The following is a 13,227-nucleotide window of genomic DNA, read 5'->3' on the forward strand; positions in this document are numbered from 1 at the left end:
CCTACGGGGCCGCGCCGGACCGCCCGCGACATCCGCCCGCTTGACCGGGCCAGGCGACGGATGATCCCCCGCCACGTGACCCCGCGCGGGGCGGACCGGGGCGGCGCCCCCCGGGCCCGCCGCGTGACCCCGCGCGAGGCGGGCCGGGGCGGCGCCCCCCGGGGCGTCTGCGCGTCTGACCCGGCCGGGGGCGGGCTTCGTCTGCTCTCCGTCCCGTGGGCCCCTGCCCGGCAGGCCCTCGTCCGGCAGGCCCTCGTCCGGCAGGCCCCTGCCCGGTCCGTCCCCCGGTCCGAGCTGTGCCGGCTCCCGGGAGCGCGGGCCGGTGTCGGAGGGCGGGCCCGGGGTGGCCGCTCGCCGCTCGGGGGCGCCCGGTACGCGGGGGAGTTCCGGGGAGGCCGTGTCCAGCGGGACCGACCAGGAGCGTACGAGGCCCAACTGGACGCCCTGGCGCGGCAGTACGGCGTCCAGCAGCCAGTCGGCGGCCACGCGGACACGGTTGCCGGGCAGCGCCGCCAGATGGTAGCCCCGCGTGACCGCACCGGCCGCCGGACCCGCCAGCGGGATACCGAAGGGATTGGCGGCGGCCCGGACACCGCCCAGGTCGACGGCGAAGCCCAGGTCGCGATGGCGGTACGCACGCCGGCGGCGGCCGAGGCCGAGCGAGGCGGCCACGTTCTCCCCCGCCACCCGTCCCTGCCGCCACGCGTGCTGGGCCGTCATCGGGCAGAACGACCCCGGCTCCTCGAGGTCCGGCACGGCGGCCGCGTCCCCGCACGCGAACACCTCGGGCCGCCCCGGCACCTGCAGATACGGGTCGACGATCAGCCGGCCGCGCTCCAGCGGCTGCCCGACGGCCTGCACCAGCGGATCCGGGCGTACGCCCACGCACCACACCAGCGTCCGCGACGGCACGAACTCCCCGTCGGTCAGCAGCACCCCGTCATGGGTGGCCTCCTTCACCGACGTGCCCGTCCGCACGTCGACGCCCCGGTCCCGCAGCACCCGGTCCGCCGTGCGCGACAGCCGCTCGTCCATCTCCGGCAGCACCCGCGGCGCCACGTCCAGCAGCGTCCAGCGCGGTCGCAGCCCGCCGGGCAGCGCTTGCCGGCGGGCCAGCCGGTCGGTGAGCATCTGCAGGTGCGCGGCGACCTCCGTACCGGTGTAGCCCGCGCCGGCCACCACGAAGGTGCAGCGGGCGGCGGCGGTCCTCGGGTCGTCGTTTCCGGCGAGTTCCACCTGCCGGGTCACGTGGTCACGCAGGTAGAGCGCCTCGGGCAGCCCCCGGAACCCGTGCGCGTGCTCGGCCACTCCCGGGACGGGCAGCAGCTTGTTGACGCTGCCGACGGCGAGCACCAGCCGCTCGTAGCCGAGGGTGCCGGTGCCGCCCTCGGGGTCGGTGTAGTGCACCGCGTTCCCGTCGAGGTCGACACCGTCCGCCTCGCCGAGCACCAGCCGCACCCCGCGCAGGGTGCCCGGCAGCGAGACGGTCACCCTGCGGGCCTCCAGGACACCGGCGGCGACCTGGGGCAGCAGAGGCAGGTACAGGAAGTAGTCGGTCGGATTGAGCAGCGTGATCTCGGCCCGGTTCCGGGTCAGCCGGGCCAGCGTGCGAGCAGCCCGGTACCCGGCGAAACCGGCGCCGACGATCACGACGCGAGGTCGACTCACGATGCGCCTCCGGCGGTGTGGCTCGTCCCAGGTTTTCCGCGTAACCGGGGCCGGGGCACCCAAACGCCGGACCGGTCACCCGGACGCCGGTCGGAGCACCCGAACGCCGCCCCCGGCCCGCCGTCCGCCCCGGCGTTTCGCCCTTTCGCCCCCGGTTACCCGGCCCGCGACCCGTCACACCGACACGAGCGGCACCCCGCGCGGAGGTACGTCCCATGCCCGAGTACGGCTATTTCCTGGCGAGCGAGGAACACGACCCCGCCGCGCTCGTCGAACAGGCCCGGATGGCCGAGCAGGCCGGCTTCCAGGCACTGTGGATCTCCGACCACTATCACCCGTGGAACGACGCACAGGGGCAGAGCGCGTTCGTGTGGTCGGTGATCGGCGCCCTGTCGGAGGCGGTGTCGCTGCCCGTCGAGACGGCGGTGACCTGCCCGACCGTGCGAATGCACCCGGCGGTGGTGGCGCAGGCCGCGGCGACGAGCGCGGTGATGACGGAGGGCCGCTTCCGGCTGGGCGTCGGCACCGGCGAGGCACTGAACGAGCACATCCTCGGCGACCGCTGGCCCCCGCTGCACGTGCGCCTGGAGATGCTGGAGGAGGCCATCCAGGTGATGCGCCGGCTGTTCACCGGGGAGGAGGTCAGCCACCACGGCACGCACTACACCGTGGAGAACGCGCGCCTGTACACCGTCCCCGACGAACCGGTGCCGATCGACATCTCCGGCTTCGGCCCCAAGGCGATCTCCCTCGCCGCCCGGGTGGGCGACGGGTACATCTCGATGATGCCGGAGGAGGAGATGGTCACCCAGTTCCGCAAGGGCGGCGGCGGGGCGAAGCCGGTCAGCGGCGGGACGAAGGTCTGTTACGGCGCCGACCGCGAGGCGTGCGTCCGTACGGTGCACCGGCTCTGGTACAACGAGCTGCTGCCCGGCGAGATGGGACAGGTGCTGCCCTCGCCCCGGCACTTCGAGCAGCTGCACGAGCTGGTCACCGAGGACATGGTGCGTCAGAAGGTGGTGTGCGGCGACGACGTCGAGCAGCACGTGTCCACGCTGCGGGCGTACGCCGACGCGGGGTTCGACCGCGTGTACGTGAACCAGATCGGGGACGACCAGCGGGGGTTCTTCGACTTCTACCGCACCAAGGTGCTGCCGCAGCTCACCGGATGAGGCGGCGGACCCGGCGGGTGGACGTGTCCGTACGTCAGGACACGTCCACCCGCCGGGTCGTGCGACCGCCGGGTCGTGCGGCGGCCCGGGCGGATTCGTCAGGCCCGGTGGTGCGGTGCCTCCGGGGGCTCCTTCGGCATCGGCGGGTACGGCACGCCGAGCCCGCTCGGCGGGGCGGCGGGGGCGTCGCCGCCGATCACGCGGTGCGGGGCGGACGGGTGGGGCCGGCTCGGGTGGGCCGCGCCGCGCAGGACGTAGGCCGCCACGGCCAGGACGGCCGCGGTGATCAGGGCGGACGCCCAGTCGGGCAGGCCGAGGGCGAGGGCCAGGCCGAGGGCGAGCGCCAGGGCGGCGCCCGCGTACAGGGCCAGCGCGCCGGACGCGGCGTAGAGCATGGCGGTGCGGCGCTGCTTGCGGCTCTGCTCGCGCAGCTCGTCGCGTACCGTCTCGCGTGCCACCTGCGCCAGTTCGTCGACCAGGTGCTTGTCGAGATGTTCCAGGTGATCCAAACGGTCCATACCCCTGCGGGTACCCTGCGAACACGGCGGGTAACGCCAGGGCCCCTGGGCCGCGCCGGGCACCCCAACTAGGCTCGGGCGCATGGAGATTCTGGGCGCCTCGCTGCGCATCTGCGTCGACGACATCGAGACCGCGGTCCCCTTCTACGAGCGGCTGGCGGGCGGCACGGCCCAGCGTTTCGAGCGCGGCGGGGTGCAGGTGGCCGCGATCGGCTCCTTCCTGCTGATGAGCGGACCCGAGGCGGAGCTGGAGATCCTGCGCAAGGTCGTCGCGACCATCGCCGTCGCGGACGTGGACGAGGCCCACCGGCTGCTGACCGGCCTCGGCGCCCACGTGATCGCGGGGCCGGTGCCGACGCCGGCGGGCCGGAACCTGATCGCGATGCATCCGGACGGGTCGGTGTTCGAGTACGTCGACCAGCGCGGCTGAGCCGGTCAGACCGCGTCGGGCCGCATCCGGAAGTCGTAGCGGGCGGGCAGCGGGTCGTCGGTGAGCCGGGCCCACAGCCTGCCGAGCACCTCCTCGCCCTCCCGCAGGTCGGCGACCTCGAACCCGGCGTCGAAGACGGCCCGGGCCTCGGCGCGCCGCCCCTCGGCGAGCAGCAGTTCGGCCTCCAGCAGCCGGAACCTGCCGCGCCGGCGGACGGCGGGCAGCAGCCGGTCCCAGGTGGCCCGGGCGTCCGCCGTGCGCCCCACCCGGAGCAGCGCCCGGAGGGTCTCGCGGCCGAGCGCGGCCACGGCGGCGGTCCATGTCTCGCCGTCGTCGCGCCGCTCGCGGCACAGGTCGTCGAAGGCGTCGGCGTAGCGTTCGGCGGCCCGCTCGTGATGGCCGGACTCCTGGTCGGCGACGGCCAGGCAGCGCAGCGACGGCCAGAGCGACGGGGCGAGTTCGAGGGCGCGCTCCCAGCTGCGGACGGCCTGGGCGCGGTCGCCGGCGTGCCACTGGGCGACGCCGAGGTGGTACTCGGTGTGCGGGGTGGCGGGCGCGGTCTCCAGCATGTCCCGCCAGTGCGGGGCGACGAGGGTCTCGCCGGGCGGCCGTACCCGGCGCGGCTCCGGCAGGGTGCCGGTGCGCAGCAGCTCCCGCCAGGGCGCCTGTGCCTCGCCGAGGGTGGACTCGGGGAACGGGGTGCCGGGCAGCTTCCGGTCGGCGCGCAGCACCTCGAGCGCGCCCCAGCCGGAGCCGGTGGCCAGGACCTCGCCGGGTTCGGTGTCGGCGTGCCGTGCCCAGGCCGCGTACGCCTGCTCGACCCCGGCGCGGGGCAGCACCGACTCCAGCCGCTCCTCGGCGCCCCGGACCACCTGGGTCCACTCCCCCTCGGGCGCGGCGTCGAGCGGTCCGTACGCCTCCAGCCAGGAGATCTCGCTCTCCGCCTCCAGCCGGACGTGTTCCAGCTGGGTGCGGGCGAGTCCGGCCTGGATCTCGCAGTAGCCGCCGGTGCCGGGCTCGGTGAGCCACTGCTGCCAGCGCCGGCCGCCGGGCAGATGGCCCCAGACGAACAGTTTGCGGCCGCGCAGGGCGTCGGTGGAGGTCTGCACCAGCCCGTGCCCGTCGGCGTCCAGCGCGGCGATCCAGCGGCGGCGGCCGTCCGGGACCTCGTAGAAGTAGTCGGCGGCGTAGGGGCCGGCGAGGGGGTGGGTGCGGTCGATGCCGTCGTGGGCCGGGACGGGGACGCGGCGCAGGCGGCGCTCGTAGCCGAAGTGCCAGGCCTCCTGCGCGGGGGCGAGGACGCGGACCTCCTCCGGTACGGCGATGTTGGACCACCAGTACGCCGGCACGGGCCGCTCGTGCGGGTTGCGGATGCGGACGCCGACGTGGAGGAAGTCGGAGCCGTCGGGCAGCCACAGGTCGACCTGGAAGGGCAGGTCGCGCAGCCGCTCCCACTCCCACAGGCGCAGCATCTCGCCGCCGTCCGGGGCGGGGACGCGGGCGGCGTGCACGGGGGCGCAGGAGAGGGTGGTGTGGCCGGTGGCGCCGATGTTCCACTCGATGCCGCCGGAGAACCAGGCGCCGTTGAGGGCGAAGTTGGCGGGCTGGAACACCGGGTTGCGGTAGAGGAGTTCGCGTCCGGTGGGCAGGTGGAGCAGGGAGGCGACGCGGCCGCCGAGGCCGGGCAGGACGGTGGCGCGCAGCCGGTCGTTCTCGATCACCAGGGCGTCGAGGGCGCGGGGTTCGCGGGTTCTGTCGTAGCCGTCGCGGACGCGGACCGGGAGCAGGCTGCGCAGCGGCTCGTGGCCGAGCTGACGGGCCATGTCCGCGGGCATGCCGTCCCGGTCGCGGTCGTCGATGCGGTGGACCTCGTCGAGGGGGCGCAGTGGGGGCAGGGGATCGTCCGGGCCCAACCGCGCGGCGGGCAGCGTCAGTACCTCACGTCGGATCCTGGTCACGATGACCATGGAACCCGGCGGAGGCCGACTCGGCCAGGGGAGGTGCCGGTCAGGATTGCGCAAAGGCCCCCGCCTGCGCGCCGGCCGGCCTCAGGTGGTGCGCATCTCGGCGGTGAGGGCCCAGCGTTCGTGGTCGCGCCAGGCGCCGTCGATGAACAGCATGGCCGGGGAGAACCCCTCCAGCCGGAAGCCGGCGCCCCGTGCCATCGCCACGGAGGCGACGTTCTCGGGCTGTACGTTGATCTCCAGGCGGTGCAGGCCGAGCGGGCCGAAGGCGTACCCGATGACCAGGTCGAGGCCCTCGCGCATCAGACCGCGTCCGGCGGCGTGGGCGAAGGCCCCGTACCCGAGCGCGCCGCACTGGAAGGCGCCGCGCACGATGTTGTTGATGTTGATGTACCCGGCGATGGCCCCGCCGTCCTTCTCGCACACCAGGAAACCGGCCTTGGCCGGGTCCTCGATCAGCGGGCGCGCGTAGGCGGCGTAGGCCTCGTCGCTGTCCGGCGGGAACAGCCAGGGCCGGTGCAGGTCCTTGCTCTCGCGGACCCCCGCGATGAACTCGGGTCCGTCGTCGAGGGTGAAGTGACGGACGGCCACGCGCGGGCCCTCGGCGAGGTAGTGGGGTGCGGTGTGCGGCATCCGGTCAGCGTACGGCGTCCCGCGCGTGCCGTCCCGCGGAAATCGCGCACCCGTGCGGCTCAGCCGCCGGCGACCGGCAGCCGCAGCACCCCGGTGTCCCCCGGCGAGCTGACCACCGCCACCGGTTTGATCCCGCGGTTGCCCAGGTAGGCGTCGTCGCCGGCCGCGACGACGAACCGCAGCCGGTGACCGGGGGCGAACCGGTGCACGATGCCCGGCAGCGTCACGGTGAAGCGCTGGGTCACGTCGGGAACCCGGACCGGGGCGACCAGCCGGTGCACCAGCGTCCGGGTGCCGTCGGGCGCGACGTCGTCGAGCTTGGCGAACAGCACCAGCCGGTCGGCCGCGTCGCCGGAGTCCTGGGTGCGTTCGGCCTTCGGGGAGACGACCTTGAGCGTGACCCGCGGGGCGCCGACGACGTCGACGGCGTGGCCGAGGGGTGCGCCGGTCCAGGCGAGGTAGGTGCCCTCGGTGTCGTGCGGCGCCGGGTCGGGCAGGCCAATGACGCCGGCCAGGGAGCTCTCCGAATGGATGGTCGGAACGGGCCAGTTGGTGTAGGTGCGGCGGCCGGGGGTCACCTCGGCGCGGGTGCCGACGAGCGTGCCGTCGCCGGAGAGGTACAGGGTCCGGCCGAGGGCGGGGACCCGGTCGGCGGTGGCGTAGGTGCGGACCGGGTCCGTGATCCAGTCCCGGTAGGAGGCGAAGGCGGGGCCGGTGCCGGTGCTCGTGTCCTTCCTCAGGTAGCGCTGGAACCAGGCGAGGACGCGCCGGCCGCGGTCAGCGCAGTGCGGGCTCGTCCAGCGTCAACGTCCCCGCACCGGCGTCGAGTTCGGCGCCGACGCCGAACGGCACCGTCACCGCGTCGTCGCAGTGCCCGAAGCGCAGCTCCTCGACGACCGGCACGCCGAGCCCGCCGAGCCGGTCGGCCAGGACGGCGCGCAGCTCCTCGTACCGGCCGCAGTCGCGCCAGGAGCCGAGCCCGATCCCGGCGACCCCGTCGAGCCAGCCGGAACGCAGCAGCTGGGTCAGCAGCCGGTCCACGCTGTACGGCGCCTCGGCCACCTCCTCGAGGAGCAGCAGCCCGCCCCGGGCGCCGGCCCGGGCGAACGGGGTGCCGAGGTCGGCGGCCAGCAGGGTCAGACAGCCGCCGAGGGTCACCCCGCGGGCCCGCCCCGGCGCCAGCGCCGACCCGGCCGAGGCAAGCGTCCGGGTCGTCTCCGGGGCGAACAGGGTCGCCCTCAGGTGCTCCTGCGCGCGGGCGCTCTTGATGAAGTCGACCCCGGCGGCCGCCGGCCCGTACAGGCTCACCAGGCCGAGCCGCGTGGCGAACGCCTGGTGCAGGACGGTCACGTCGCTGAAGCCGACGAACACCTTGGGTCCGGCCTCGCGCATGGCCCGCCAGTCGAGCAGGCCGACCATGCGCTGGGCGCCGTAGCCGCCACGGGCGCACAGCACCGCGGCCACGGACGGGTCGCACCAGGCGGTCTGCAGGTCGGCCGCGCGATCGGCGTCGCCGCCCGCCAGATAGCCCAGCTCGCCGTGGCGGTCCAGCACATGGGGCGCCACGACCGGGTCGAGGTCCCAGCCGCGCAGCACGTCGAGGCCCGCCTGGAGCCGCTCCTCGGGCACCGGGCCGCTGGGGGCGACGACGGCCACCCGGGCGCCGGGGGCCAGCCGCGGCGGGCGCGTCAGGCTCGTCACGTGTGCAGCTCCAGTCTCGGGACACCGGGCACGTCCAGCCCGAACACCTGAGCGTACAGGGACAGTTCGGCCTCCAGCGCCCGCACCATCGTCTCCGCCCGCCTGAACCCGTGCCCCTCCCCGGCGAACGTGAGGTAGGCGTGCGGCACGCCCCGGCCCTCGATCCGGGAGAGGAACGTCGCGCACTGGGCGGGCGGGCAGATGACGTCGTCCAGGCCCTGCAGCAGCAGGAAGGGCACGGTGAGCCGGTCGGCACGGGTGGTCGGCGAGCGGTCGGCGTACCGGGCGGGCACCTCGGCGAGCGGTCCGATCAGCGACTCCAGGTAGCGGGACTCGAAGTCGTGCGTCTCCCCCGGGCCCCAGGTGGTGAGGTCCAGGACGGGGTAGAGAATCGTGCCGCAGGCGTAGACGTCGGTCGTGGTCAGCGAGGCGGCGGTGGTCCAGCCCCCCGCGCTGCCGCCCCGGATCGCGAGCCGGTCCGGGTCGGCGGTGCCCTCCTCGGCCAGGGCCCGGGCGACGGCGGCGCAGTCCTCGACGTCGACCACCCCCCATTGCTCGCGCAGCCGCTCGCGGTAGGCCCGGCCGTATCCGGTGGAGCCGCCGTAGTTCACCTCGGCGACGCCGATGCCACGCGAGGTGAAGTAGGCGATGCCCAGGTCCAGCACGAGCGGCACCCGGCTGGTGGGACCGCCGTGCGCCCAGATGACGTAGGGCGGCAGCTCACCGTCGGGGGCGGAGTGTTCCGGGTGGTGCGGGGGATAGACGTGGGCGTGCACCTCGCGGCCGTCCGGGCCGGTGAAGACGCGGATCTGCGGCTCGGGGTAGTACGCGGGGTCGACCGGGTCCCGGTGCCGGGCGCCGATCGCGCGGGCGCGGCCGGTGGCGGTGTCCAGCTCCACCACCTCGTGCCCGCTCCGCGGACTGGCGCCGACCGCGACCACGCGGTCGCCGTGCACCGCGAGGGTGGCGGTGAACTCGGTCCAGGGGCCGGCGGCGTCGACGATCTCACCGGATTCGGGATCCAATATCCCGCATACGGTCGCCCCCCTACCGTGGACGACCGCGATCAGACCGCTCGCCAGCGGCGCGAACCAGCGCAGGCCCAGTTGCCAGAGGGGGCCGCCGAACTCCTCCTCGCGCGGGCACAGCGGGGTGCCGTCGCGGTAGAGGTTCCACCAGCCGCCGCGGTCGCTCGTATACAGGATCCTGCCGTCCGTGGACCATTCGACCTGCGCGATCGCCTCGTCCGGTCCACCGGCGACCGTCTGCACGTCCTCCAGCCGGCCGTCGTCCCGCACGTGCGCGACCAGCAGCTCCGTCCCCTCCCACGGCATCCGCGGATGGTCCCAGGCCAGCCACGCGGCCCGGCGGCCGTCGGGCGACAGGCGCGGACCGGTGACGAACCGGTGCCGTTCGCCGGTGAGTTCACGGACCGCGCCCCGGTCCTCGGCGGCCGAGCCGTCCAGCGGTACGGCGGCCAGGACGCGCCGCACGTCACCGGGGCCGTCCCCGGTGAACTCCTCCAGCACGCACCACACCTCACCGCGCGCGAGGTCCACCTGCGGCTCGGCCCAGCGCAGTCCCCCGCCCACCGCCGACACGGGCGTCAGCGGACGCGGCTCGCCGCCGGGCTCGTACCGGTACAGCCGCTGGTCGGCGAAGTGCGCGAAGACCACGAGGGGCCGGCCGTCCCGGACCACCCCGGCCCAGGGCCGGCCGCCGTACTCGATGACCCGGCTGCGCACGTTCCACGGCGCGGGCAGCACCGACTCCTCGCCGCCGTCGGCCCGGCGCCGGACCAGGGCCCGGCGCCCGCCCTCCTCGGGGCGTGGCTCGGTCCACCACACCTCGTCCCCGACGAACCCCGCCCACTCCGGCCGGCCGTCGTGCGCGGCGGCCAGCGCCGCGTCGACGGGCGACGGCCACGATCCGTACGGCGACCTCAGCACCTCGTCCCCCTCCTCCGTCGTCTGCCCGGGCTCCGCGGGACATCCGCGGAACCCGTCCTGCCTCCGCGCCTCCGCGCCTCCGCGCCTCCGCGCCTCTACACCGCGCGCAGGAAGCGGTCGAGGACCCGGACGCCGAAGTGCAGCGCCTCCACGGGCACCCGCTCGTCCACGCCGTGGAACAGCGCCTGGTAGTCGAGGTCCGCGGGCAGCTTCAGCGGGCTGAAACCGTATCCGGTGATGCCCAGCCGGGAGAACTGCTTGGCGTCCGTGCCGCCCGACATGCAGTACGGCACGACGTGCCCCTCGGGGGCGAACTCCTCGACGGCGGCCCGCATCGCCGCGAACGTGGGCGAGTCCACCGGCGCCTGCAGGGCCACCTCCCGGTGCGCGTACTCCCAGTCCACGTCGGGGCCGGTGAGCCGGTCGAGGGTGGCACGGAACTCGTCCTCGGTGCCGGCCAGGCAGCGTCCGTCCACGTAGGCGACGGCCTCGCCGGGGATGACGTTGAGCTTGTAACCGGCCTCCAGCATGGTCGGGTTGGCGCTGTTGCGCACGGTCGCCTCGACCAGCTTGGCCGCCGGCCCGAGCTTCTCCAGCAGCCGGTCCACGTCCCCGAAGTCGGCGTCGATGCCGTACAGGGCGGCGAGTTCGGTGAGCGCGGCCCGGACGGTCGGGGTGAGCCTCAGCGGCCACTCGTGCTCGCCGATGCGGGTGACGGCGGCGGCGAGCCGGGTGACCGCGTTCTCCTTGTTCACCTTGGAGCCGTGCCCGGCCCGGCCGCGCGCGGTGAGCCTGAGCCAGCCGGTGCCCCGCTCCCCCGCCGCGATCGGGTAGATCTGCCGGCCGGTACCGTCGTGGAAGGTGAAGGCGCCTGACTCGCTGATGCCCTCGGTGCAGCCCTCGAACAGCTCCGGGTGGGTGTCGGCGAGGAACCCGGAGCCGTCCTCGGCACTGGCCTCCTCGTCGGCCGTGAACGCGAGGACGATGTCCCGGCGGGGCCTTACGCCCTGCCGGGCCCAGCCGCGCACGACGGCGAGGACCATCGCGTCCATGTTCTTCATGTCGACGGCGCCGCGCCCCCACACGACGCCGTCGCGGACCTCACCGGAGAAGGGGTGCACGCTCCAGTCGGCGGCCTCGGCGGGCACCACGTCGAGATGACCGTGCACCAGCAGCGCGTCGGCGGACGGGTCGGTGCCCTCGATCCGGGCGACGACGTTGGTGCGGCCCGGGGTGCGTTCCAGCAGCAGCGGTTCCAGGCCCGCCCCGGCCAGGCGTTCGGCCGCGTACTCGGCGGCCGGCCGCTCCCGGCAGTCGCCGCCGCCCCGGTTGGTGGTGTCGATCCGGATCAGACCGGAGGTGAACTCCACGACCTCGGCCAGGGCCAGCTCATCGGCCTGCAGCTCAGCCATACTGCTCCTCCACGGCGGCGGAGACGATCGTGGTGACCGCCTTGAACGTCCGGATCCCCTCGTACATCGTGGCGCTGGTGTAGGCCACCTTGCGCTCCCCCACCCGCGCGACCCCGGGCACCACGGTGGCGGCCATCGCCAGGTGCTCGGCGTCGAACTCGACGGCGACCGTGAACGGCCCGGCGTGCACCGGTTCGTGCCGCACCGCCAGCCGCGCGGCCTCCTTGGCCGCCGCCCGGATGTCGGCGGCGGTACGGGCCGGGGTGCGGCAGACGGCCGCGTACCGCGACACATGGTCCTTGACCGCGACCTTCGGCGCCTCGGGCGCGTAGCCGAGCGCGTCCTCGCAGGCCACGTCGTCGCCGGTGACGAGGACGACGGGGACGCCGTACTCGGCGACGACGCGCGCGTTGAGCAGACCCTCGCTGGCGCGGACGTCGTCCAGCCACACCCCGGTGATCTGGTTGGCGAGGTAGGTGTGGGCGAGGACGCCCTCCATGCCGGCGGCCGCGTGGTAGCCGACGAACGCGATGCCGTCGACGTCGCCGTGCTGCACGCCCTCCACCATGGACAGCGCCTTGTGCCGTCCGGTGAGCATCTCGACCCGGTCGTCCAGCCGCTCCAGCAGCAGGTTGCGCATGCTCCAGTGGGCCTCGTTGACAAGTACGTGCTCTGCCCCGCCGTCGAAGAAGCCCTCGGCGGCGGCGTTCACGTCGGAGGTGAACATCGACCGGCACCGCTCCCACTGCGGCGTCCCCGGCAGCACGTCGGCCGGCCAGGTGACACCCGTGGCCCCCTCCATGTCGGCACTGATGAGGATCTTCATGCTCCGTCACGTTACGCGCCGGAAAGCGCCCAGGCTACGACCGCGGCGCGGGACGGGGCCGCCGGGCAGCCGTGCGTCCCGCGCTCCCCGGCGGGCCGGCGGGCGGAAAGGTGCGGCGGTCTACCGGCCGGCGAGGACGAACCAGCGGGCGGGCAGGTCGATGCGGGTGCCGTCGGTCAGGTGCTCGGTCTGCGGCAGGGTCGTCTCCCCCTCGGCGAGGATCTTCAGGCCGGCGTCGCCGAGCAGGCGCGGGATCTCCTCGTCGTCGGCGTCGGCGGGTTTGAGCCCGTGGTGGAAGACGCGCTGCAGTTTGGGGCCGGGCCCGCCCGGCTGGGCCGCGGCCTGCTTGAGGACGTCCCGGGAGCCGGAGGTGAGTTCGGCGACGAAGGCGCGTCCCTCGGTGCCGAGGAGCGCGGCGACGGCCGCGGCGACCGCGGGGCGTGCGGCGGGTTCGCTCTGGTGGATGACGGCACGCATGTAGACGTTGCTGTCGCCGAGCTGGTCGTGCAGGGCGTGGACGGCATCGGTGTCGGTGAGGTCGAGCTGCCGGAACTCGATGGAGGAGCCGTCGGCGGCGCGGCGGGCGTGCTCCACGGCGGCGTGCGAGAGGTCGACGCCGACGGCCCGGGCGAACCGGGTGGCCAGGTAGCGGGTCTGGGTGCCGTTGCCGCAGCCGAGGTCGACGATGGTGCGGGCAGGGTCCGCGTGGGGCAGCAGCAGTTCGCTGTGCGGGGCGGCGGACAGGGAGGGGTCGGCGTCCCAGATCGCGTCGCCCGTGGCGTCGGAGGTCTGGCTCCAGTAACTTTCCCAGGCGTTGCGGTAGTTGTCCGAGACGTTCATGCGATCTCCCCACGGTCGGTTCCGTGATCGGAATATCGCGGAGAGTCGGGCCGGGGCAAGAGGCCGGAAGTCACCTTCACCGGATGTACGGACCCCGGTCAACCGGCGGGGCGC

General features: G+C 74.7%; 11 protein-coding genes and 1 pseudogene. 2 read left to right on the forward strand and 10 right to left on the reverse strand.

What is annotated here, in order from left to right:
- A partial coding sequence (locus tag AB0N17_RS40115; RefSeq protein WP_366016610.1) for an NAD(P)/FAD-dependent oxidoreductase occupies positions 1-1,668 on the reverse strand: 1,668 nt, incomplete at its 3' end.
- A gap of 215 nt (positions 1,669-1,883) precedes the next feature.
- On the opposite strand from AB0N17_RS40115, the gene AB0N17_RS40120 reads away from it, so the two are divergent.
- Entirely contained in the window at positions 1,884-2,840 is a 957-nt protein-coding gene (locus AB0N17_RS40120; protein WP_366016611.1) for an LLM class F420-dependent oxidoreductase, read from the forward strand.
- 98 nt (positions 2,841-2,938) lie between these two features.
- On the opposite strand, the gene AB0N17_RS40125 is transcribed toward AB0N17_RS40120, so the two are convergent.
- On the reverse strand, positions 2,939-3,358 hold the full coding sequence (locus AB0N17_RS40125) for a phage holin family protein (RefSeq protein WP_366016612.1): 420 nt from the start codon (positions 3,356-3,358) through the stop codon (positions 2,939-2,941).
- An 82-nt stretch (positions 3,359-3,440) separates the two neighbouring features.
- On the opposite strand from AB0N17_RS40125, the gene AB0N17_RS40130 reads away from it, so the two are divergent.
- Positions 3,441-3,788 (forward strand): VOC family protein, encoded by a 348-nt coding sequence (locus AB0N17_RS40130; protein WP_366016613.1) that lies wholly within the window; start codon positions 3,441-3,443, stop codon positions 3,786-3,788.
- A gap of 5 nt (positions 3,789-3,793) precedes the next feature.
- On the opposite strand, the gene AB0N17_RS40135 is transcribed toward AB0N17_RS40130, so the two are convergent.
- The 8 genes and pseudogenes from AB0N17_RS40135 to AB0N17_RS40170 all read right to left on the reverse strand — a co-directional run bounded on the left by AB0N17_RS40135 (position 3,794) and on the right by AB0N17_RS40170 (position 13,113).
- Positions 3,794-5,755 carry a DUF5107 domain-containing protein gene (locus tag AB0N17_RS40135; protein WP_366016614.1) on the reverse strand — a complete coding sequence of 654 codons (1,962 nt, stop codon included), beginning with the start codon at positions 5,753-5,755 and terminating at the stop codon, positions 3,794-3,796.
- Positions 5,756-5,836: 81 nt separating this feature from the next.
- Positions 5,837-6,385 carry a GNAT family protein gene (locus tag AB0N17_RS40140; protein WP_366016615.1) on the reverse strand — a complete coding sequence of 183 codons (549 nt, stop codon included), beginning with the start codon at positions 6,383-6,385 and terminating at the stop codon, positions 5,837-5,839.
- A gap of 59 nt (positions 6,386-6,444) precedes the next feature.
- Positions 6,445-7,158: pseudogene (locus AB0N17_RS40145) on the reverse strand (CocE/NonD family hydrolase C-terminal non-catalytic domain-containing protein); the annotation flags it as partial.
- A gap of 4 nt (positions 7,159-7,162) precedes the next feature.
- A complete protein-coding gene (locus AB0N17_RS40150; RefSeq protein WP_366016616.1) occupies positions 7,163-8,086 on the reverse strand; it encodes an LD-carboxypeptidase in 924 nt (307 codons plus the stop codon).
- A complete protein-coding gene (locus tag AB0N17_RS40155; RefSeq protein ID WP_366016617.1) occupies positions 8,083-10,035 on the reverse strand; it encodes a prolyl oligopeptidase family serine peptidase in 1,953 nt (650 codons plus the stop codon). Before AB0N17_RS40155 ends, AB0N17_RS40150 begins: the two co-directional genes overlap by 4 nt.
- 95 nt (positions 10,036-10,130) lie before the next feature.
- On the reverse strand, positions 10,131-11,447 hold the full coding sequence (locus tag AB0N17_RS40160) for a M20/M25/M40 family metallo-hydrolase (protein WP_366016618.1): 1,317 nt from the start codon (positions 11,445-11,447) through the stop codon (positions 10,131-10,133).
- Positions 11,440-12,273 (reverse strand): M55 family metallopeptidase, encoded by an 834-nt coding sequence (locus AB0N17_RS40165; protein ID WP_366016619.1) that lies wholly within the window; start codon positions 12,271-12,273, stop codon positions 11,440-11,442. Before AB0N17_RS40165 ends, AB0N17_RS40160 begins: the two co-directional genes overlap by 8 nt.
- A 120-nt stretch (positions 12,274-12,393) precedes the next feature.
- Positions 12,394-13,113 carry a class I SAM-dependent methyltransferase gene (locus AB0N17_RS40170; protein WP_366016620.1) on the reverse strand — a complete coding sequence of 240 codons (720 nt, stop codon included), beginning with the start codon at positions 13,111-13,113 and terminating at the stop codon, positions 12,394-12,396.
- Between the last annotated feature and the right edge of the window lie 114 nt (positions 13,114-13,227).

The organism is Streptomyces sp. NPDC051133, from assembly GCF_040682635.1.
Classification (GTDB): Bacteria; Actinomycetota; Actinomycetes; order Streptomycetales; family Streptomycetaceae; genus Streptomyces.